Annotated in this window: 14 protein-coding genes and 3 pseudogenes; 10 read left to right on the forward strand and 7 right to left on the reverse strand. The window is 68.9% G+C overall.

Annotation, left to right across the window (positions count from 1 at the left end; all coding sequences use genetic code 11):
- The first annotated feature begins 46 nt into the window (after window positions 1-46).
- Both fusA and AC067Z_RS13020 read left to right on the forward strand, forming a co-directional pair.
- Entirely contained in the window at window positions 47-2137 is a 2091-nt protein-coding gene (gene fusA / locus AC067Z_RS13015) for an elongation factor G (RefSeq protein WP_478789546.1), read from the forward strand.
- A gap of 215 nt (window positions 2138-2352) precedes the next feature.
- A complete protein-coding gene (locus AC067Z_RS13020; protein WP_478789547.1) occupies window positions 2353-3111 on the forward strand; it encodes a DMT family transporter in 759 nt (252 codons plus the stop codon).
- Here the strand turns inward: AC067Z_RS13020 and AC067Z_RS13025 are convergent.
- The gene (locus AC067Z_RS13025; protein WP_478789548.1) at window positions 3108-4727 is read right to left on the reverse strand and encodes an IS200/IS605 family accessory protein TnpB-related protein; all 1620 of its coding nucleotides are present in this window, start codon (window positions 4725-4727) and stop codon (window positions 3108-3110) included. The genes AC067Z_RS13020 and AC067Z_RS13025 overlap by 4 nt on opposite strands.
- Window positions 4720-5286, reverse strand: a pseudogene (locus tag AC067Z_RS13030) (IS607 family transposase). Before AC067Z_RS13030 ends, AC067Z_RS13025 begins: the two are co-directional and overlap by 8 nt.
- A 315-nt stretch (window positions 5287-5601) precedes the next feature.
- On the opposite strand from AC067Z_RS13030, the gene AC067Z_RS13035 reads away from it, so the two are divergent.
- Together AC067Z_RS13035 and AC067Z_RS13040 are read left to right on the forward strand one after the other, a co-directional pair.
- A complete protein-coding gene (locus tag AC067Z_RS13035; protein ID WP_478789549.1) occupies window positions 5602-6021 on the forward strand; it encodes a VOC family protein in 420 nt (139 codons plus the stop codon).
- 114 nt (window positions 6022-6135) lie between these two features.
- Window positions 6136-6501: pseudogene (locus AC067Z_RS13040) on the forward strand (barstar family protein); the annotation flags it as partial.
- Between the two features lie 104 nt (window positions 6502-6605).
- Here AC067Z_RS13040 and AC067Z_RS13045 read toward each other — a convergent pair.
- Window positions 6606-7841, reverse strand: coding sequence for a PP2C family protein-serine/threonine phosphatase (locus tag AC067Z_RS13045; RefSeq protein ID WP_478789550.1), 1236 nt, complete (start codon window positions 7839-7841; stop codon window positions 6606-6608).
- 121 nt (window positions 7842-7962) lie between these two features.
- Window positions 7963-9186 carry an MFS transporter gene (locus AC067Z_RS13050; protein WP_478789551.1) on the reverse strand — a complete coding sequence of 408 codons (1224 nt, stop codon included), beginning with the start codon at window positions 9184-9186 and terminating at the stop codon, window positions 7963-7965.
- Between the two features lie 223 nt (window positions 9187-9409).
- Between AC067Z_RS13050 and AC067Z_RS13055 the strand changes: the two genes are divergently transcribed.
- The 4 genes from AC067Z_RS13055 to AC067Z_RS13070 all read left to right on the forward strand — a co-directional run bounded on the left by AC067Z_RS13055 (window position 9410) and on the right by AC067Z_RS13070 (window position 13136).
- Window positions 9410-9748 carry a hypothetical protein gene (locus AC067Z_RS13055; RefSeq protein WP_478789552.1) on the forward strand — a complete coding sequence of 113 codons (339 nt, stop codon included), beginning with the start codon at window positions 9410-9412 and terminating at the stop codon, window positions 9746-9748.
- Window positions 9749-9868: 120 nt separating this feature from the next.
- Window positions 9869-10414, forward strand: coding sequence for an MOSC domain-containing protein (locus AC067Z_RS13060; RefSeq protein ID WP_478789553.1), 546 nt, complete (start codon window positions 9869-9871; stop codon window positions 10412-10414).
- A 797-nt stretch (window positions 10415-11211) separates the two neighbouring features.
- Entirely contained in the window at window positions 11212-11538 is a 327-nt protein-coding gene (locus tag AC067Z_RS13065) for a carboxymuconolactone decarboxylase family protein (protein ID WP_478789554.1), read from the forward strand.
- A 167-nt stretch (window positions 11539-11705) separates the two neighbouring features.
- A complete protein-coding gene (locus AC067Z_RS13070) occupies window positions 11706-13136 on the forward strand; it encodes a DUF2252 domain-containing protein (RefSeq protein ID WP_478789555.1) in 1431 nt (476 codons plus the stop codon).
- 47 nt (window positions 13137-13183) lie between these two features.
- On the opposite strand, the gene AC067Z_RS13075 is transcribed toward AC067Z_RS13070, so the two are convergent.
- On the reverse strand, window positions 13184-14530 hold the full coding sequence (locus tag AC067Z_RS13075) for a hypothetical protein (protein ID WP_478789556.1): 1347 nt from the start codon (window positions 14528-14530) through the stop codon (window positions 13184-13186).
- A gap of 782 nt (window positions 14531-15312) precedes the next feature.
- On the opposite strand from AC067Z_RS13075, the gene AC067Z_RS13080 reads away from it, so the two are divergent.
- Window positions 15313-16716 (forward strand): chloride channel protein, encoded by a 1404-nt coding sequence (locus AC067Z_RS13080; protein WP_478789557.1) that lies wholly within the window; start codon window positions 15313-15315, stop codon window positions 16714-16716.
- Between the two features lie 173 nt (window positions 16717-16889).
- Here the strand turns inward: AC067Z_RS13080 and AC067Z_RS13085 are convergent, their stop codons facing one another.
- Window positions 16890-18113, reverse strand: a complete 1224-nt coding sequence (locus tag AC067Z_RS13085) for a DUF2254 domain-containing protein (RefSeq protein WP_478789558.1) — start codon at window positions 18111-18113, stop codon at window positions 16890-16892.
- A 369-nt stretch (window positions 18114-18482) separates the two neighbouring features.
- On the opposite strand from AC067Z_RS13085, the pseudogene AC067Z_RS13090 reads away from it, so the two are divergent.
- Window positions 18483-20332, forward strand: a pseudogene (locus tag AC067Z_RS13090) (glycoside hydrolase family 15 protein).
- 23 nt (window positions 20333-20355) lie between these two features.
- Here the strand turns inward: AC067Z_RS13090 and AC067Z_RS13095 are convergent.
- Window positions 20356-22125 (reverse strand): cation:proton antiporter, encoded by a 1770-nt coding sequence (locus tag AC067Z_RS13095; protein WP_478789559.1) that lies wholly within the window; start codon window positions 22123-22125, stop codon window positions 20356-20358.
- Window positions 22126-22139 lie beyond the last annotated feature (14 nt).

Consider the following 22139-nt stretch of genomic DNA (forward strand, 5'->3'; position numbering starts at 1 on the left):
CGCTGCTCTGCTTCGGATCACTCGATCACACGAAAGGCCTCGGGCCGTGCGTACCACCTTGCAACACCACGCGAGCAACCCCCTGACCAGCGTCCGGAATCTGGGCATCCTTGCCCACGTCGACGCCGGGAAGACCACCGTCACAGAACGGATGCTGTACCTCACCGGCGCGACCCACAAACGGGGCGAGGTGCATGACGGAAACACCGTCACCGACTTCGACCCGCAGGAACGCGATCGTGGCATCACGATCTTCGCCGCCGCAGTCAGCTGCGTCTGGGACGGTCACCGGATCAACCTCATCGACACACCGGGACACGTCGACTTCTCCGACGAGGTGGAGCGCTCGCTACGAGTGCTCGACGGCGCGGTCGCGGTGTTCGACGCGGTCGCCGGGGTCGAACCGCAGAGCGAGTCGGTGTGGCGGCAGGCCGACCGGTACGCGGTGCCGCGGATCGCTTTCGTGAACAAACTGGACCGCGCGGGCGCCGATCTCGACACCGCGGTCCGCTCCCTTCGCGAACGGCTGCATCCGGTACCGCTCGTGGTACAGCTGCCGATCGGCTGCGAGAGTACGTTCAGCGGTGTTGTCGACCTCGTCCGGATGCGCGCCCTGGAGTGGGCCGCAGGCCGTGACGGCTTCCAGGAGGGGCCGGTTCCCACCGCACTGCGCGAGGAGGCGCTGCGTCGCCGCCGGCGGCTGGAAGAGACGGTTGCCGAGCTCCATCCGGCCGCGCTGGAGGAGTTCTGCGCCGACGCGGCACTCTCCGACGGGACTCTTCGTGCCGCACTGCGGGACCTGACTCTCAGCGGGGAGGGACTGGTGGTGCTGTGCGGATCGGCCTACCGCAACTGCGGGATCGAGCCACTGCTGGAGGCAGCGGTGGCATACCTTCCCTCGCCTGCGGACGTGCCTGCGGTGCGTGGCTTCGACGGCGACACCGTCCAGGAGCGGGCAGCCGACCCGGCCGCACCGTTCGCCGGTCTGGTCTTCAAGGTGAACGCGACCGCCACAGGCCGTCTGACCTGTCTGCGGGTGTATGCGGGGACGATCCGGAAGGGGGACACCGTGCTCGACACAGGCGCCGGCCGCGGCGAGCGGATCGGCCGTATCCTGCGGGTGCAGGCCGACCGGCACGCTGAAGTGGAGCAAGCGGTGGCCGGGGACATCGTCGCCGTGGTCGGGCTGAAACACGCCCGAGCCGGGGCCACCCTGTGCGCCCCCACGGCGCCGCTGGTCCTCGAACCACCGGCGGTGGCCGACCCGGTCGTCACGGTGGCGGTCGAGGCGCGCCGCAGTCTGGACAGCGGCCGACTTGCGTCGGCGCTGGCTCAGCTGGTCGAGGAGGACCCGTCCCTGGCGGTGCGGGTGGATGCCGAGACCGGCCAGCGGGTGCTGTCCGGAAGAGGAGAGCTGCATCTGGAGGTTGCGGTGGAGAAGATCCGTCGCGCCCACGGGCTGGACGTCGGCGTGGGCCGACCGCAGGTGGCCTACCGGGAGACGGTCGCCCGCGGCGTGTCCGGTCTTGTGTACCGGCACGTCAAACAGGACGGCGGCGCCGGCCAGTTCGCGCACATCGTGCTCGACGTGGACGCACTGGAGTCGCCGTCGGACGACGCCGCGGCGGAGTTCGTGTTCCGGTCGACGGTCACCGGCGGGCGGGTGCCGCAGGAGTACATCCGCGCGGTGGAGGCCGGCTGTCGGGACGCCCTGGCCGGCGGCCCGCTCGGCGGTCATCCGGTGACCGGTCTGCGGGTCACCCTGACCGACGGGGCGACGCACACCAACGACTCGTCGGAAACGGCGTTCCGGACCGCGGGCCGGCTGGGGCTGCGGGAGGCACTGCGCGCGAGCATGATGACTCTTCTGGAGCCGGTGGTCGAGGTCACGGCCACGGTGCCGGCAGATGCCGTGGGCGGTGTGCTCGGCGACCTGGCGGCACGACGCGGCCGCGTCACAGGCCAGACCGCTCGGGCCGGCACGGCCGTGCTCACCGCGACGGTGCCGCTCGCCGAACTGTTCGGCTACGCGTCCCGCCTGCGCAGCCGCACCCAGGGCCGCGGGACGTTCACCACCCGCACCACGGGCTACGCCGCCGTGCCGACAGCGGTGTCCGCGCAGGTGCTGTCCGGCTAGGTCCTGTCCGGACAGGCCCAGGTCGGTGGGGTCCCTCGCCTGCCTGAGTCCGCCGGGCGGACGGAGTCCAGGTCCTCGGCAGCAACTCGAGGACCTGGACTTCGCCGGTCGGCGCCGCGTTCGGGCGCAGAACGTCGCGTCGGAATCCAGCCAGCGTTTGACGTGCACAGTCGTTTGACTGGCGACGCAAGGCCTCGGAAACGCGGAGGAGCGTCATGGGTAGCGGCAGGCATCCCGTCGGCAGGGTCATCATCCAGTTCGGCCTCCTGGCCTTGGCATGGGGAGCCAGCTTCCTGTTCATCAAGGTCGGTCTGGACGGTCTGTCACCGGTGCAGATCGTGACGGCACGGATGGTGTTCGGTTGGGCGACCTTGGGATTGATCATGCTGGTGACCCGGAAGTCGATTCCGCGGAATCCGTCTCTGTGGGGTCATCTCACCGTTGTTGCGCTCGTGCTGTGCGTCCTGCCCTTCACCTTGTTCGCATGGGCAGAGCAAGGGATGTCGTCCGGACTCGCGAGCATCTACAACGCGGTTACTCCCTTGACCACGATGGCATTCGCCGTGGTGCTGCTGAGGGCCGAGCGCCTGACCCGTGAGCGGTCGATCGGACTGGGGTTCGGGTTCGGGGGCGTGTTGGTGATCGTCGGACCGTGGGCCGTCAGCTCCGGTAGCGGCCTGTTGCCACAACTGGCCTGCCTTGCCGCGACGATCAGCTACGGCCTGGCATTCATCCATCTGCGCAGGTACGTGGCCGGTAGCGGCGTCCCGGCCGTGACGGTGGCGTTCATCCAGGTCACCGCCGGCGCCGGCATCATGGTGATCCTCACGCCAGTGATGGCCATCACCCCCGTACGACTCACGACCCCCGTGGTCCTGAGCATGGTGGCGCTCGGCGCACATATGGAACACGAACGTCGTAGCAGCCTGGGGAGCCACCAACGCCGCCGCGGTCACCTATCTGACCGTTCCTAAAGACTGAGCATGAGTTGCACAGGCTCAGCCGGACGCTCCGAACGGTGTTGAGCGTCCTGGTCCCCCGCGTTCGCACCGCATCCAGAGCCGGCGGATCGTGTCCGTGGTCCGGGAATGCGGGGGCGGGCTCCCTCACGCCTCTGGGTGCCTCGTCCGGCCTGGGCGGTCCGATGCCCCATACGATCGCTCTGGTCGTGTGGGGGCGGTGCCGTGCGTCGCCGAATCCGGCGCCCGAGGGCGCGTCGTCCGATGGCCACCGAGGCGGCGTCATGCCGCGTAGTGGCCCTCTTCTTGCTGGTGAGGGGCTTCTGCCAGTGCTCGGCGCCCCACTTGGAGGTGTAGGCGGGGTCGACCGCGACGATCGTGATGCCCAACTCAGCGGCCATGCTGACCAGCCGGGCCCTCAGCTTGCTCACGGGCATACCGCTGATGAGCTTGCGGAACCGCTTGCGGCGGCCGTGCTTCTCGCGGGTCTTCTCCGCTGCGAAGTCGAGGTCTTCGATCGCGATGGACAGGCCGTGCCGGTTGGCCCAGTGTAGGAGGCGGGTGAGGGCGTGCCGTACCTGGGCGTCGCGGTGTTGGGCGTTGCCGGACAGGTCGTAGAAGAACCGGCGCGGTTCGCCGCACGGGTTTCCGTGCTCGTCCAGCATCCAGGCCGCGAGGTGGTCGGCGTTGGTGTCCACGCCGATCAGGCCGCTCCTGCGGGCTTCGGCGAGGGGAACGGTCCTGACCGGCGGGATCGTCCAGGAGGCAGTGAGATACCAGCGGCCCCGGCCCACGTCCAGGTGGATGCGGTAGGCCACGGCCCGGTTCGCCGTGACGCGGTCGGTCCACTCGGCGCCCCGGTGAGGGAACATCACGGTGCAGCCGAGGACGTACCGGCCATGCGCCGTGTTCGCTAAGTGGGTGAGTGAGGCGGGGAGCTTGAGTGACACTTCGCCGTCCGGTGTGACGCGGATGGTCTCGTTGCCGAACCTCTTCCCCGACTCCCCGTCAGCAGCGAGGAACCAGCGCTCCGCCTCCCAGCGCTCCCGCCACTGCTCTTCGGTGAGCTGAGCGACCGCAAGGTGGTGACGGTTGCGAGCCAGCTTTTTGCCGCCGCGCACGACGCGGACGCGTCCGGCCTCGCGGTCGGCCCGCTCGCAGGCCAGCCGCTCCTCCAACAGGTGCAGGCGACGTGTCTTGGTGAACCACTCCTGCCGAGTCCGGTAACCGCCCGGAGCACGCTTGGTGCCCTTCTCACCGACCGGCAGGGACAGCCGGTGCGCGATCGTCCGGATACTGTCCTCAAGCCCCTGCATGTGGGCGAGCTGGGCACGCCGGGACAGCGCCCACTGGTCGTGGGTGGCCTTGGTGATCGATCCGGCCCAGCGGGAGGAGGACTCCTCGGTCAGGGCGCGCTTGCGCTCGGCCCACCTGTCCGCGCAGTGCGCCAGACCGTCAGCGCAGCGCCGCTTGAGGTCCTTCGAGGCGAGCGTGTCGAGGTGAGCCCCCACGGCCCGCAGCACCCTGTCGTCCTCTGGCGTGAGGTCCTTGAGGCGGGTGCGGATGGCGACGCCGGATGGACCCAGGGCGACGAACGGCGGATCAATCGGCCGCAGTTTGGTGTCAGCCATGCCGGGCGGCCTCCAGCGCCTTGCGGGCACGGTTCTTCGCGGAGCGGCGTCCGTACAGGCGGGCGCAGAAGGAGGCCAGTACCTCGACGACATTGCGCACCAGATCATCCTCGACCTCTCCATCATCCAAGACGACGAGGCGTCGGCCATGCGCGGACGGGGCCGCCTCAACCAGCTCGACGTTCATATGGCCGAGCCGGTCTTTGTGCGCCACCAGCACTGTGGTCACCTGAGGTCGGCCAGCAGGCGCTTCGCCTTCGACCGGCAGCCGTTCATCCCGGAGCAGATCTCCGTCTCCATGCGCACCACGCGGTGACCGGCTTTGGCCGCCCACTCCGACAGGCGTGCGACCTGGCGCTCCAGGTTGGCCTTCTGGTCGTGGGAGGAGACACGGGCATACCGGCCCAAGCCACCGATGGCATTGGGAATGGCGGCCGCGTCGATGTTCACCAGGATCGTGCACGGCCCGAACACGCTGAGCGGGCACGGGAAGCGACCCGTCACAAAACCAGCGATACGCCGTATGAGGACTGAATCCCCTGCGCTCCCGCCCACTCAGTCAGCTTCACCCGAAGATCGTAGCGCAACTAGAGTCATGTCATACGCACTTGATCGACAGCAGTTCTGCACCCCTGTTGTCGGAGTGGTCATGGGCATCCTCGTCATCACGAGCCTCTGACGTGGAACCAGCCCGTCGGCGCCGGCCTGGTGATCGTCGGGATCCTGGCTGCGCACGGCAGACTCAGCAGGGCTGCTCCTCGGCGGAAGCCGGGCGCCGACGCCGCGGGCGCGGTCTCCTGATCCACCATCATCCGATCGTGCTGCGCGCCGCAGCGCTCTGTGTGCGCGGAGCAGCCGGGGGTAACCGCGTTTCATGACAGTGGAGAAGACCAGCGTTCTCGTCCTCGACGCCGCGCAGCCCATGGAACTGGCCGAGTTCTACGCCGGGTTGCTCGGCGCGGACATACGTGTCGGCAGCGACCCCGACTTCGTGGAGGTTGTCCGTGAAGGCGGTGTGCATCTGGCCATGCGGCGCGACCACGGCTATGCGCCGCCCAGCTGGCCGCGCCCGGAGGACTCCCAGCAGTCGCATCTGCGCATCCTGGTGGCCCGTGACGACCTCGACGAGGCGGAGCGCGAGGCGATCGGGCTCGGCGCCCGGCCGGTGGACACCAGCAACCGGCGCGGTCCCCACGAGGAGCGGGTCTTCTCCGACCCGGCCGGCCACTCCTTCTCGATGGCGGTGGCTCCCGCCCCTGCCCAACTCGAGAAGCCTGCCCAGGGTCTGCTGTGAGGGCAACCGCTGCATGATCTCGCTCGAGTTGGCCCGGCCGTCGAGGGTGACGGCGCCGGCCATGGGGCATCCATACGCCGGGTGGGCCACCGGTCCGGACGTATCTTTCCGCTTGTGACGGAGATATACGTGCTGGACGGCATCAGAATCAGGACGCTGACGGACTTCTGGCAGGTCGTCGGCGACAGCATCGGTTGCGGCGGTTACTTCGGCCGGAGTCTCGATGCCTTCGCAGACTGCCTCCGGGGCGGTTTCGGGACACCGGAAGACGGTGACTTCGTGATCGAGTGGCGTGACCATGAATCGTCCCGCCGGAATCTCGGGCACGCAGAGGCTGCGCGTCAGCTCGAGCTGTGGAGTGTGAACTGCCACCCGACGAACAGAGCAGACATGAACGCCCGCCTCGCGGACGCACGTGCGGGACGCGGCCCGACCGCCTTCGACTGGCTGGTCGAAATCATCGAGGATGAACTGCCGGGGGCCTGCGCCTCCGATAGCGCCCACATCCACGCCGAGCGCGGTGCGCAAACGCGTTGTTGGGACGTACGGACTCCGGGGCCCGCGCGTTGGCCGGCACGCCGGGGTCACAGGCGGAGGATCACCAGGGCGGTGTCGTCGGTGACGCCGGCGGGCGGCAGCAGGTCCGTCAGGAGGGCGTCGGCGAGGGTGTCGGGGTCGGCGGTGCGGTGACGGGCGAGGGAATCGGCGAGGCGGGCCAGGCCGGTGTCGATGTCCTCGCGGCGGCGCTCGACGAGTCCGTCCGTGTAGAGGACGAGGGTGGCACCATCGATGAAGGTGCACTCGGCCTGAGGACGGGGCAAGTGTTCGGGCAGGGCGCCGAGCGGGGGGTCGGTGGCCTGGTCGAGGAAGGTGACGGTGCCGTCGGGGTGGAGCAGGGCGGGTGGAGGGTGCCCGGCACTGCTGTACGAGAGGGTGTGGCCGACCCAGTCGATGAAGGCTGCCACAGCAGTGGCGGATTCCGCGCCGTCGACGGAGCGGGCGTAGAGGTCGAGGACCTCCAGGGCCTGGGCGGGACCGTCGGCGACGAGGGAAGCGGCGCTGAGGGCGCTGCGCAGCTGTCCCATGACGCCGGCCGCCCGTAGTCCATGGCCCACGACGTCGCCGACGGCGACGACGGTGCCGTCGCCCCGGGGCCGGTCGGCCAGGTCGTACCAGTCCCCGCATACGTTCAGGGCGCCGGTGGCGGGCTGGTAGCGCACCGAGGCTCGGTGGTGGTCGAGCCGGCGTGCGGGCAGCATCGCCGCCTGGAGGTGGAGGGCGACCTCTCGTTCCCGGGCGTGGGCACGGCGCAGTCGTTCGTTGACGTCCTGGAGTTCGCGGGCACGTGTGTAGAGCTCGGCCTCCAGGATCTGCGCCTGCTCCCCGCCGTCTGTGCCGTGCCGGCCGCGGGAGCGGATGAGCTCGGTGACTTCCTCCACCCGGTGCAGCAGCAGCACCAGCGTGCCGTCGGCGTCGAACACGGGGACGTTGACCGGGCTCCAGTACCGCTCCTCCCACATCCCCGGTCGGTCCCGATGTTCCACGTCGTAGCGCTGCAGGGCCATGGTGTCCGGCTCCCCGGTGGCCGCTACCCGCAGCAAGGACGCCCGGAGGTTGCGCGTGCCGGTGGCGGACGAGTCGGCCGGATTGTCGGGGAAGACATCGAACAGGTAGTGGCCCACCACCTGCTCGCGCCTTCGCCCCGACGTGGACAGGTACGACGCGTTGGCATCCGCGTACACCAGGTCCGTGGTCAGCAGCGCCACGGCGCCCGGCAGGGCGTGGAAGACCGCCTGGTAGTCGATTTCGGGTCCGTTCACGATCCACCTGCCAGCCGACACCGCTTCGACCTCGTGGTCCTCCCACGATAGGCAGGTTCAGCGGCACGGGCCCGGTCGCAGGTACGACCGGGCGCGGGGAGGGCGCCTGCCGGAGCATGGCTCATACGTCTGCCCTCTCGGCACCGACGGTGCCGGCGCGGAGCACGAACGGCCGGGAAACCACGGTGACGGCGAGGGAAACCGCGGCGACGGCCGTGATCGCGAAGCCGGGGGTGAGGTACTGGGCGACGCCGCCGGCCATCGCGGCACCGATGCCCTGCCAGGTCATCCGGCCCGCGGAGTCGACGCCCTGGACCTGGCCGCGGACAGGATCGGGTGCGAGCGCGAGAAGCAGCTCCTGCAGGGGCAGGGTTGCGGCGAATCCGGCACTCGCAAGGAGTACAGCGGCAGCCGTGACCAGGACCGGCGGATGGGACGCGAACATCAGGAAGGGGGCGGCCAGCAGCAGCCGCAGGGCGAACGCGCAGCGGCGCCGCTGGTCGGCGGTGAGCAGTCGGCCGACGGTCAGGTCCCCGAGCAGCATCCCCGCCGATCCGGCGGCCAGGAGTACGCCGGCGTTGCCCGGGTCGTAGGAGATGAACAGGGCTTCGCAGCCGACAATGAGCCCGTTGGGGACCCACAGGTTCAGAAGGAGCGCCCGCCGCCCCGAATGGGAGAACAGCTCGACGTTCGTCGTCCAGGTCCGGCGCAGTCCGGGGCGACGGGTGAGCCGGATCGAGCGTTCCCGAACGGTCGTCGCCACCACGGCCAGGCCGAGTGCGGTGAGTACGGCCGCGACGACGAAGACCCCGTGCGCTGTCAGGTGCCGCAGCAGTACGGCGCCGACGGCGAAGCCGAGGATGGCCGTGCTGCCCGCGGTGATGTTCATCAGCGAACGTGCCGTCGCATAGGCAGAAGAGGTCACGATCTCGGCGAGCAGTCCCATCCGCGTGCCGGTCCCCAAGGACTGGAAGAACCCCAGCACGAGCAGCAACCCGAACCGGGCGGCCAACGGCAGCCCCGGGATGGCCTGCGCGGCCACACCCAGCAGCGAGACGAACTGGAGCGCGACGATCGTCCGGCGAGGACGTTTTCCGTCGGCGACCGACATCAGCGTGAGTGCTCCGAGCACCGTCGCGAAGGTGGCACCGTACATGCTCACGGCCGTCAGGAACGGTGAGTTGGTCTGGCGGCTGACCATGGTGCCGAGCGCGAAGCCCGACAAGGTGCTCGCGCCGGTCGCCAGTGTGAAGCCTGCGTACAGGCCGGCGAACTCGCTGTTGCGGAGCAGATCGCGATAGCCGGTGGTGGTGGGCGCCGAGGGCGCGGAGGTGTCGGAAGGCATGAAAAAAGCCTCCGGACGCATGCACAGGGCGCGCCGAAGGCCGACGTGCACATTCTAGCAACGGGCCCTGAACGGCCACCTGTCGGCCCCCGGACGTATCGTTTCATCTCATATGTGACCAGATGCCATAGGGGACATTCAGGTGGCATTCCCTGCGTACTGGAACTGCCCTTGGCGCCCGTGCACTCCTTCTGCCCAGTTGCACGACAACAAGGAGGCACTCATGACTGGTTGGCAGGCTTCCACCATCGACTCGGCTGAGCTGACGACGTTCGACCCCTATCGCTTCCCCGGCGCCTTCGTCGACGACTGCCCGGCGGCGCCGCACGACGCCGACGGCATCGCAGAGTCCGGCGACTACCACCTGCCGGCGCCCGACCCGACCCACCGCGTGCCCATGCCGCTGGATCCGACGGACCGCCGTCGCCTGGATCTGCACGCCGCTCTCACCACCGCCGGCATCGCGCCGCTGCCCGGTGACCTCGCCGCCATCGAAGAGCTGTGCAGGCTGGACGACGCCACCCACAGCGCACTCCAGCGGTGGATCACCGGCACCCCTTGACCCGTTCGGTCCGGCAGTCATGTACGCCGGTCTCGCAGTCGTCGCCCCCCTGGTCGCCCGTCGGCCGTGGCCGGTTACTCTCGCCCGGTACGAGACGCACAGGCAAGGAGAACGGGCATCATGGGGGCACGGGTCACGGCTGTCAGCAGCAACGGGACGTACTCCTTCACCAAACCGAACCGTACGAGCATCACTCTGCTCGCCGGCCTTGGTGTCGAGGGCGACGTCCATGCGGGGGAGACCGTCAAGCACCGGTTCCGCATGCGGCAGGATCCGAGCCGGCCCAATCTGCGCCAGGTGCACCTCATGCACGAGGAACTCTTCGACGAGCTCGCCATGAAGGGCTTCGCCGTTGCCGCGGGCGAGCTCGGCGAGAACATCTCCACGCGCGGGATCGACCTGCTCGGCCTGCCCACCGGTGCGCTCCTGCACCTCGGTGCCGACGCGATCGTGGAGGTCACCGGCCTGCGTAATCCATGCGCGCAGATCGACTCCTTCCGCAAGGGGCTCCTGAAGGAGGTCCTCGAACTGGACGCGGACACCGGGGACTTCACGTTCAAGTCGGGAATCATGAGCGTGGTCCGGCAGGGCGGCGAGGTCCGCCCCGACGACACCATTCGCGTCGAACTTCCCGTCGGCCCGCACCGTCCGCTGGAACGCGTCTGAGCCCGGCCTCGTCGACCCAGTGGCCGGTGCGGTGGACGCCGTCGCTCTCCGCCTCGGTGGTCGCCTCCAGCACGGCGACCAGAGCCCAGCGCGCCCGCAGCAGTTCGGCGGGTGGCAGGTCCTCGGGCACGCCCGGGCGGTGCATGGACATGGCGGGATCCTCTTGGTGGTGCAGGCTGTTCACCGTCAGAGCCCAGGTCGCGTCCTGCCGATCGCGACGGCGAGCGTCCGCCGGACGCCACTTCATGGCTCGGTGCGCACGAGAGGGGCCTCGCGTCGCTGTCCTCCGGGGTATCCGAGCCTGCCGGCTCGGGCTTACGAGAATGTGATGCCTCTGAGTCTCGTGGTGCGGACCGACCGTTGTGTTGCCAGGCGTGACCGACCAACGGGGCCCAGCGTGCGGGAGTTGACGCGGATCGCCGCTGCGGCTGATTCGCTCGCTCCCTACAGGCCGGGCAGCGCACGGCTTCTGCAGGGCCGCCGGTTGCCGGGAGCACCTCGGCCTGCACCTCCGGCCACCCGGCGCAGGCACCGACGCGCGCACGGGCAGGCGTTGCTCTCGGCTCGGTGGCGGTCGCCGTACCGGCGGCCGTTGTCGCCTGGGCACGGTGGGTGCCCGGGCCATCGTGGACCAGGCATTGTCGTTCAAGGTCCGGCCGGGCCCGGCGGGCCGCTGCAGCCCCATGCGTCCGACCTGGTCGGGTCCTATGGTGAAAGGGAGCCCGACGCCCGCGGATCCCCGTTGCTTCCGCCTCCAGCCCCAGTGCGGCGTGGGTCACAGACCAGGAGGGCATGTCATGTCCACTGCATCGGAAACACCAGTCCTGGACACTCTCGCCGCCATGACGGTCGATTCCGTCGAGCGGTGCGGGCTGCCCCCGGACATGCTCATGCTCACGCGTATCGCGGCTCTCGCAGCCTCGGACGCTCCGCCGATCTCGTACGCCGCCCACATCGGGCCCGCGCTCGAGTCCGGTGTGACGGCCGCCCAGGTGCAGGACGTCCTGGTCGCTGTCGCCCCCATCGTGGGCACGGCGCGCGTCATGACGGCGGCCGGGAACATCACCGCAGCGCTCGGCATCGCCATCGCTGTCGCCGAGTCCGACGACGAGTTCCAGGGCTGAGCCGGGGGCGACACCGTACGCAACGCGGTGCCTTGAACGTCGAATACGGGATACGTGAAGGGCACTGCGCTGGGCCTCGGCGTACCGCCGAGCAGGAAACGGCCCCGCTCCGTCGTGCGCGCCGCACCGGGTGCACGTGGCCGCCGGGCCAGGCAGGAGGCCTACCGATGTCCGAGAATCCCACCGCGGCGATGCGCATGGCGCCGCACTACACCCCCGAGGAACGTGCCGCCCGGGGGAAGGCCGCCCGGCGCCAGTCGCCCCGGTCGGGACACGCTGTCTACAAGCCCTCTCCGGACAGGCCTGACCCGTTGGCGATCCTGGAGGCGCAGTCCGCGACCCGGGTGCCGGAGCTGGTGCCGATCCGCTACGGCCGGATGACGGAGTCCCCGTTCCGCTTCTACCGGGGCGCCGCAGCGATCATGGCGTCCGACCTCGCCGGCAGTCCGGACTCGGGTATTACGGCCCAGCTCTGCGGGGATGCGCACCTGCTGAACTTCCGTCTGCTTGCCTCCCCCGAGCGGCAGCTGATGTTCGACATCAACGACTTCGACGAGACACTGCCGGGCCCGTGGGAGTGGGACGTGAAGCGGCTGTCGGCAAGTTTCGCCATCGCAGGCCGGGCAAACGGCTTCGACGAGGCCGAGCGCGCCCGCATCGTGAGCCGCACCGTGTGCTCGTACCGCGAGGCGATGATCCGCTTCGCAGGGATGCGCAACCTCGACGTCTGGTACGCGAAGGTCGACGCGGACCGTCTCGAGGAGCTGACCACGGGCCGGCTCCACAAGCGCGGACAGAAGAAGCTGGCCCGCGCCATGGCGAAGGCCCGCACCCGCGACAGCCTGCAGGTCTTCGAAAAGCTCACGGAGCTGGTCGACGGCCGACCGAGGATCGCGGCTGATCCCCCGCTTCTGATGCCGATGAGCGACCTGCTGCCGGACGTCGAGCGCAGTGCGCTCGAGCGCCAGTTCCGAGGCCTGATCGAGCGGTACGGCCGCACTCTGGTTTCCGACCGGCGCACGCTCCTGGAGGACTACCGGCTGGCGGATGTCGCCCGCAAGGTGGTCGGTGTCGGCAGTGTCGGCACCCGCTGCTGGATCTTCCTGCTGCTGGGCCGGGACGGCGGGGACCCGCTGTTCCTCCAGGCCAAGGAGGCCGACACCTCCGTGCTGGCCGATCATGTCGGCGCGAGCAAGTACCGCAACCAGGGCGAGCGGGTGGTCTCGGGCCAGCGGTTGATGCAGGCCACGAGCGACATCTTCCTCGGCTGGGAACGGGTGGAGGGGATCGACGGCAAGCGGCGCGACTTCTACGTCCGCCAGCTGCGCGACTGGAAGGGCATCGCGATGCCGGAGACGATGTCGACCAGGCAGCTGGCGGCGTTCGGCGAACTGTGCGGATTCACCCTGGCCCGCGCGCACGCACGGTCCGGCGACCGGATCGCGATCGCCGCCTACCTGGGCAACGGCGACTCCTTCGACCGCGCCCTCGCGACGTTCGCGGAGGCATACGCCGACCAGAACGAGCGCGACCACCAGGCCCTGGTCGACGCGGTGCGCGCGGGCCGGCTGCCCGCGGAGGAGCTGCCCACCGGCTGACCGTGGGCGCTTGCCTTGCGCACACGAGGCACACGAGCCCTACGGTCTCACGACCCGGACACGGCATCGCCCGTGGGCGTGGGTGTGTCCTCCCTGGCGCCGGCCAGGAACTCCACGAGAGCCATGGCGAAGAGCCAGACCAGCGTGATGGTGAGGACGACCAACGCCGTCGGGAAGCTCCACAGGATGTACGTCAGGACCGCCAGGCCTACCAGGACCCAGGTGATCCACGTGCGGTGGCGCCGGAGGAACGGTCCGACCGGGCCCGTGCGCATGCCCATGCGGTCGGCGGTGGAGCGGACCGCCCCGATGCCGGAGTGCCACGACTGCCGTACGAAGTTCGCCGATCGGCCCGGGCCGCTCAGCCAGGCGGCCAGGGCGACCACCACGCCGAGCGTTGCCGCCATGCGGACCGTGCTGCGCAGGTAGCGCGTGAGCGTGTCGTAGACGGACTCGGCGGCGCCCTGCGAGACGCTGTCGGGCAGCGCGTTCAGGTAGACCACGCGGAAGACGGTCAGGCCCAGACCGAGCACCAGTACGGCGAATGCGAAGCCGAGCGCTGCGGCCACAAGAACGCGCCTGCGGTGCCTGGACAGCAGGACTCCGGCCGCGATGAGCACCACCGAGAGCACGGGCAGCCAGAACCCGGCGATCTGCAGGAGCCGGAAGTACGTCTTGACCTTGCCGATGTTGTCGGCGCGCAGCACCGTGAAGTCGGTGTGCACTTCGGGGATCTTCGAAGCCGCCGTCATGCCTTCGTCGACGAGGCGTTGTTTGACCTGGTCGACGACCGGTCCGAGGTCGACGGTGACCGAGTCGTTGTTGATTTTCACCGCGCCGTCGCCGGAGCCGGTCAGGGCCTTCTCGACGGACGCGTGGATCCGTCGGTTGGCCTGGATCCAGATGTTCTCGAAGGTGTCGGAGGCGATGACCTCCTCCGACTTGTCGTGGACGAAGCTGCGGACGGCGTTCTCCAGCGAGTCGCCGAGTTTACCGAGCGCCTTCTGGGCCAGCGGCCGGTCCGCTGGCGCCACGCCTTCGAGCAGGGTCGGCAGGTCGATGTGCTCCATCACCGCATTGGTGACCCTGTTCGCCGCGGCATTCTGGATGTCGGGGTCCGAAGCAAGTGGCGTGACCGTGTCGACGTAGCGGTCCGTGTCGCCCACCACGTCCGCCGTCCAGGAGGCAACGGCGGCAAGCGGAGCGAGAATGCAACCGATGACGATGAGCAGCGCGGAGAAGAACGACCGCCACCGGTGATGGGGCGCCCGGGCTGCGCTGCCGGTCTCGAGCGCGGAGACGCGATTCCGCAGTCGTTCCAGCTCGGAGCTTTCGCCGCTGCCGCTCGTGGCATCGCGGTGTGGCTCACTGCCTGTCGGTCCGACATCCGGCATGGCTCGACCTTCCGTATGCGCGTCCGTTGGGTGCCAGCAGACCTTGGAGCGCAGTGACGGGCGAGCGTTGGGCGACCGTTGGAGTGAAGGAGTGAGTGATCCGATGCAGGGTGTACCGACCCGACGCCGGCACTGTCACCCACGTCTGCTGTTGCGCGGCGATGTCTCGCGCGTGAAGGATCACGGGATGGTGCACTGATCGGCTGTGTCACGGGCCGGCGGCGGGTTTCACGTCATGTCTGATAACCCCGTTCACCCTGCGCATCTCGGGATGTGTGCACCACTTTTCCGGCGTTGCCTCGACCTTGTTGCGGCCCCAGGCCCCTGCGTGTGGCCTCGGGCCGCAAGGCCGGAAGGAGACGACCACCAGCCCGCGTTCGTGATCCGAAAGTGCGGGGCGTTCGGTCCAATGATGCAATGGCGCTGGAGGGCTGCCCGTCGCCGTATGTCGCGGCGAGCGCCGCCGACACGAGCGGCAGGGCAAGGCCCGGACTGCGATCCGCTCGCGAGTGAGTGGCCATGAGCGGTGGCAGACGGGCCGCTGGGCGCAGCCGGACGAACGGCAACTGGCGTATCAGCAGCAGCCCGTGGCGCCGATGCCGCCTCGCCACCGCCCCCGGATCCCCGACGACGACATGAGCAGCAAGATCGACCAGCTCAGGCAACTGGGCGACGACCCGAAAGCCCAAAGGCCCAAGGGGGCTGACGGAAGAGGAATTCGCGGAACAGAAGGCCAGGATCGTCAGCTCAGGGCTTCGCGGAACCCGGGAAGGGACGGCCCCATGAAGGAACCGGATCCGCAGCCCGCCGCATCCGGCGGCAGGACGCAGCCCGAGGAGGCGGACCGGCTGCGTGAACTGCTGCGCAGTCCCGGCTACCTCAAGGCGCTCGTGTTCTGCGCCCTCATCGGGATTCCGGTGTCGTTGGTGGCGTTCTTCTTCCTGGTCGTGCTCCACGAGCTGGAGCATCTGATGTGGTCCGATCTGCCGGACGCTCTGGGGTGGGACGCCCCGCCGTGGTGGTGGCCGCTGCCGCTGCTGCTCGCGGCCGGCATCGCCGTCGGCCTCGTGGTCGCCCACCTGCCCGGTGCCGGCGGCCACATCCCCGCCGCGGGACTGCATGCGGGCGGTGGCTCGGCAAGAGCCCTTCCCGGTGCGATGCTCGCCGCGCTGGCCAGTCTCCCCCTCGGCGCCACCCTCGGACCTGAGGCCCCGCTGATCGCCCTCGGCGGTGGCTTGGCACTGGTCTTCAGAGATCTGGCCCGCGTGCCCGCAACCACCCAAGGCACGATTCTGTTGGGCACGGCCGGAGCCGCCGCGGCCATCTCGGTGATCTTCGGGAACCCGCTGATCGCCGCGGTGATGTTGATCGAGGTCGCCGGAGTGGGGGGCCCGCAGCTCTTCGCCGTGATGCTGCCCGCACTGTTGTCCAGCGGAGTGGGCTCGCTCGTGTTCACCGGCTTCGGCCGCTGGACCGGCCTCGAGACGGACAGCCTCACCATGAAGCTGGGCGTGCCCTTCCCGCGTCTCGACGCGGGGGACGTGTTCTGGTCGGTCCTCATGGCAGTGGCGATCGGTGTCGCCGTGCACGCCATCATTCAGGGCGGCCGATTGACCGTGGCGTTCGTGGCGAAGCGCCCGCTCATCCATACGGTCCTCTGCGCGGTGGCCGCCGGCGCCTGCGCCGCCGTGTACGCGCTCGCCACCGGCCGGTCACCCGGGGACGTTGCCTCGTCGGGCGAGGCCACGCTGAGCCGCCTGGCCGCCGATCCGCATGCCTGGGGGGTCGGCGCCCTGATCGCCGTTCTGCTCTGCACGGGTGTCGCCTACACCCTGTGCCTGGGCAGTCTGAGAGGCGGCCCCATCTTTCCGTCGCTGCTCCTGGGCGGTGCCGTGGGCGTGCTGCTCGCGCCGCTGCCGGGCCTGGGGGTCGTACCCGGTATGGCAGCGGGCATGGCTGCCGCCGTGACCAGTGCCCTGCGACTGCCGGTCAGCAGCGTGGTGCTCGTCGTCCTGCTGCTCGGCAGTACAGCGATGATCCCCGTGGTCATTCTGGCGGCCGTAGTGGCCTTCGTGACCACGCAGCTGCTTCCGGCCGGACGCACCGTGCCGGAGTTGGGTATACCCGCAGAAGCGCCGGCCGCCCGGTCTCCGGACGATGACACGACCGGTTCCGGCTCCGCCTGAGAGCTGCCGTAACTCCCTTGCCCGGTCGCCGAGGAGTGGCGACGCGGCGTCCGTGCTGTCGCCAGGCAGGCATCGCGCGCCACGCTGAGAAGACTGCCTCGTCCCGTGAGCGCGCCCCCGGTGACAGGCCGAGGACCTCAACGCCTTTCGTGACTCGACCACGACACGGTCCTCTACCGAGGGGGCAGGGACCGGCCGCCGATGCCCTGACGGTCGGCCGTCTGTGCCATCGCCCGGCGAGCCGGGTCGGTGAACGCCCGCTCCACGGACTCGCGCAGCAGGTCCAACTCGGCTCGCACCGCCGGAAGATGCGCCGGCGGCAGGCTGTCGAGAAGGCTGTCGAGCACGGCGCGCAGCCGCCGGCAGATCTGCAGGGACGTTGCCCCGTAGTCGCGGATCTCGGAAACGGCGAGTTGGAGGTAGTCCTCCCAGTCACGTCCCTGCAGCACGAGCCGTGGCCGGCCCTGGTCGTCGGCCATCACGTAGCGGCCCGGCAGCTGCTTGCTGCCGACCTTGGTGAGGAACGACTCGATGTGGTTGAGCACCTGAACCGCGGTCGTGGGGTCGTTGACCGCGGGGGAGAGGGCACGGATGGCGATGTCGACGAGAATCCGCAGGGCGAAAGCGGGGTCCTGCTCAATGGTTCGTTCGGCGCCCAGGGCGACGAGACCGGCCACATGCTCGGCATCGGGCGCGGACGCACCGCCGTGGACCTCGACGAGGACGGCACCGGGGGGCACGAAATCCCCGATGAGGTGAGGCACGACGAAGGTGCAGTCGTGGCGCGCCGCGGCGGCCACCAATCCAGCTGTGTGGAATGCCTGGATGGCCCCGCCGCGAGGCGAGCGGACGGGGGTCATCGGGCCGCGCGTCGGTACGGTTTCACTGTTGTGCGGCGCGGAATCGTGGACCTTCGTGGTCGCGCGGACAAAGATGTTCTCTCCCATGCGCCCGACGAGATCGGCGATGGCCACCGGTCTGAGGTTGTGCGTGAAACGGTTGAGGTAGATGAGCAGGAGCAGAAGGCTCACGGCAACGGCCCCGCCGGCGAGGGAGACCCCGAGGTCCGGCACCGAGTTCGATTCGATGCTGCGCAACAGGGAGAAGGCGAACGCGAACGTTCCGGTGAAGGTGGCCAGTACGGATTTCTGCAGCCGGTCCCTGTACCACAGGCGCATATACCTCGGGGACAGCGTCCCGGTTGCCTGCTGAATGACGAGGACGCCGATCGTCACGACAAATCCCAGCAGTGCCACCATCGCCCCGACAATGGAACTGAGCACGCTGCTTGCTGTGGTCGCGGAGTAACGCCAGCCGCTCGGCGGCCAGTCCGCCGCATCGGCGGTGATGGCGCATTCGGCAAGAATGACGCCCAGCACGATCCCGAAGAGCGGCATGATCCACAAACTTGCTTTTACGTACTGCCGCAGTCGGAACACTGAGGACCAGGACACCGTCATTCGCACGCCTTGCCCCTTCCCTCGCGGCATCCGGAGCTCCGGGGTGCGCGCAGTTCCGCTGCCGGCTCGGGACGGTCTTCATTCCACGGTAAGGCCACGGGGGGGACGCCTGCATTGGCACGCCGTAGTCCCTCTTCCGTCGAATTCTCTCAGCAGGACCGACAAGGGTCGTCCACGTAAGCTGATCGGGTGAGGTCGACTCTGCCGCGGCGTCACTCGTGATGCACTTCGGCTGTCCGTCCGAGGCATCCGAGACGTCCGGGACACGACGTCCGTTGGATCGGCCATGGGTGAAAGGGGCGCTTTATGGACGCGTACCCGCTGATCGAGAATCACGGTCTGATCGGTGATCTGCAGACGGCTGCCCTGATTACGACAGACGGGACCATCGACTGGTTCTGTTGTCCGCGCTTCGATTCGCCCAGTGTGTTCGGTGCTCTGTTGGACAGGGAAAAGGGCGGGCACTTCAGTGTCAGGCCGGCCGACGAGACGTACGCGACCAAACAGTTGTACTTTCCCGACACTGCCATTTTGGTGACGCGCTTCATGACCGAGTCCGGCACGGGCGAAGTGGTCGACTTCATGCCGGTGACCGGGACGGAGGCAACCGACCGCCACCGCTTGGTCCGCATGCTCCGCTGTGTACGAGGCAGCATGACGTTCGAGGGGGAAATCGCCCCCCGGTTCGACTACGGCCGCAAGCCTCACGAGCTGCACATCACCGAGCACGGAGCGGTGTTCACCTCGGAGGGACTGCAACTGGCCGTGCACGCCGTTCGTGAGCCGGAGGACGAGCGGTTGATGAACCTGCTGTCGGGGGACAGCGACCTGCATGTCTCCCTGACTCTGCGGGCCGGCCAGCAGCGCGGTGTGATCCTGGAGTCGTCGCCCGACGGGCCACCCCATGAAATCCGTGTCGAGGAGTTCCAGCAGCTCTTCGAGGAAACCATCCACTTCTGGCGGTCATGGCTGGGCCAGTCCCATTACTCGGGGCGCTGGCGTGAGGCGGTGGAACGCTCGGCCGTGACACTGAAGCTGATGACGTACGCCCCCAGCGGGGCGCTCGTCGCTGCTCCTACGGCCGGCCTGCCGGAGCAGCTGGGCGGCGAGCGCAACTGGGACTACCGGTTCACGTGGATCCGCGATGCCTCGTTCTCGGTGTACGCCCTCTTGGGGCTGGGCTTCAAGGAAGAGGCGACGGCGTTCATCGGCTGGCTGCGCGACCGCGTGAAGGAAGAGGCGGCCGCCGGCGACACTGACACGGGACCACTGAACATCATGTACCGGGTCGACGGCTCGTCCGACTTGGTCGAGGAGATTCTGGAGCACTGGGAAGGCTACGAAGGATCCGCCCCCGTGCGCATCGGCAACGGAGCTGCGAGCCAGCTGCAGTTGGACATCTACGGCGAGGCGCTGGACAGCATCTACTTCGCGCACCAGCGCGGTATCCAGCTCGACACCAGGGGCTGGTCGTCACTGCACACACTCCTCAACTGGCTGGTCGACCACTGGGATCAGCCCGGTGAGGGACTGTGGGAGACCCGCGGCGGCCGGAAGGACTTCACATACGGAAGGGTGATGTCCTGGGCGCCTTCGACCGCGCCCTGCGGCTTTCGTCCGCGAGCGGCCGTCCAGCAGCCCGCGGACGCTGGGCGGCCGAGCGCGACAGCATTTACGAACAGGTTCTGACCCGGGGATGGGACCCGGAGCGCGGGGCCTTCGTGCAGCACTACGGCAGCAATGTGCTGGACTCGTCGTTGTTGCGGTTGCCGACGGTGGGTTTCATCACCCCGGACGACCCGATGTGGAAGTCCAGCCTGGAGGCGATGGACCGCGAGCTCGTCAGCGACAGCCTTGTCTACCGCTACAACCCCGAGGCATCGCCCGACGGACTATGCGGCTCCGAAGGGACCTTCTCCCTGTGCACGTTCATGTACGTCGACGCCCTGGCACGGGCCGGGCGTACCGATCAGGCCAGGCTTGTGCTGGAAAAGATGCTCACCTACGCCAACCACCTGGGCCTGTACTCCGAGGAGATCGACCTGACGGGGCGACAGCTGGGGAACTTCCCCCAGGCCTTCACCCACCTTGCGTTGATCGATGCGGCCATCACCTTGGACGCACACCTCAACGGGTCACGCGAAGGCGGGAGGTAGCCCGGGCGGTGGGCGTGCAAGGCTCACTGCGCGGAGCCGGCAGGGCCGAGCAGCACGACGCTGTCGCCTTCCTGCGGCGTGACCTGCTGCTTCTCGGTCACCGGATCCAACGTGTGGTCGGCCCGCACCACGAACAGGGTGTCGTGCCCCGGCGGCACGGGGGACGAGGCGGGCTGCACCAGGAATCGGGCGCCCTGCTCGTAGCGGGCCGCCAGGATGTGACGGACCAGGGAACGGCCGAAGAGGATGTCCCCGCCGGTGTAGGGAGCGACCACACCGTGGCTCTCGTGCGGGGGCCCGACCCGGTAGACGGGGCCCTCGACGTTGTCCTGCATCACGACTGAGGCGAGCGCGTTGAAATCGTCGTCATCGGTGGCAAGGAACACGGCTGTCACTCCCTCCAGCCGCGCCCCGGGGTTGGTGGCGGTGGCCAGCAGATCGCCAGTGGCCAGTGCGATTCCCCCGTCCTTGATCCGCTGCCGCTCCTCGTCGAGGCCGGCCCACATCAGCACGTCCAGGCCGGCGGACCGCAGGGTCCTCCCCAGCTCGACGACCCACGGTTCGCCGCCCACCAGAAGGATTCGCGTACCTGCCGGTTTGACGATGCCCAGCCGTCGGGCGACCGGCGCCGCGGTCAGGGCGTACAGCAGGACGGTGCCCACGATCACCAGGAACGTGACCGGAAGGATCCTGGACGCTCCGTCCACCCCCCGGTCGACGAGGCTGGATGCGAATGCCGATGCCGTGGCAGCCGCGACGATGCCGCGGGGGGCCATCCAGCCGATGAAGGCCCGTTCCCCTCTGGACATGCCCGCGCCCGTTGTCGAGGCGAAGGCCACCAGCGGACGCACCACAAGGACGAGGATCGCGATGAGAACCAGTCCGGGAAGCAGTACGGGCACCAGCGACGCCGGGGTCACGGTGGAGGAGATGGAGACGAACAGCAGACCGATGATCAGCTGGGCCAGGGTCTCGAAGAAGGGGCGCCGGGCGGGCATGTCGAAGCCGCGGATGTTGGTGACGGCGAGTCCGGTGACGATGGCGGCGATGAGTCCGGTGTCGTCCCGAACGATGTCGCAGCCCGCGGAGACGGTGATCACCGTGGCCAGTTGCGCCAGCGTGCCGAGCGTCTCGCCGAGCCGCAGGGTGCGCAGCGTCAGCCACAGCAGCGCGGTTCCCACCGCCCCGCCGACCAGCCCCACGGCCATGCTGATGGCGAACTGGCCCAGCTGGTAGCCACGTCCGATGTCGACCTGCTGCGTGGTCGCGATGGCGTGGAACACGAGCGCGCCGAGGATGCCGCCGATCGGGTCGGTCAGCGTCCCCTCCCAGATGAGGATGCGGCGCACCCTGTCGGTCGGCCGGACGAAATCGAGCAGCGGGCCCACCACGGTGGGCCCGGAGACCACGAGGATCACGCCGAGCATCGCGGCCACTCTGAGGGGCATGTCGAACATCGCAGGCGCCACCCCGGCGGTGACGAAGAACGTGATCAGGACGCCGAGCAGCAGCAGCCTCCCCACGATCCACCGCGTATGACCCCTGAGTTTGCGCAGGTTGAGGCCCAGGCCGGCGTCGTAGAGGATCACCGCGACGGACAGCGACACAATGACGGAGAAGTTCTGACCCATCAGCTTGTCCGGGTGGATGACGTCCGTCATCGCACCCGCGGCGAACCCGGCGGGAAGCAGCAGGATGAGGGCGGGCACACGGAGCTTGCTCGCCAGGATCTGCGACCCGGTCGCGAGGATCACCGTCAAGGCGATCCCGAGAAGAATCTCGTCGTCGGTCACAGCGGCTCCCTTCG

This window comes from Streptomyces sp. NPDC043812, assembly GCF_056436245.1.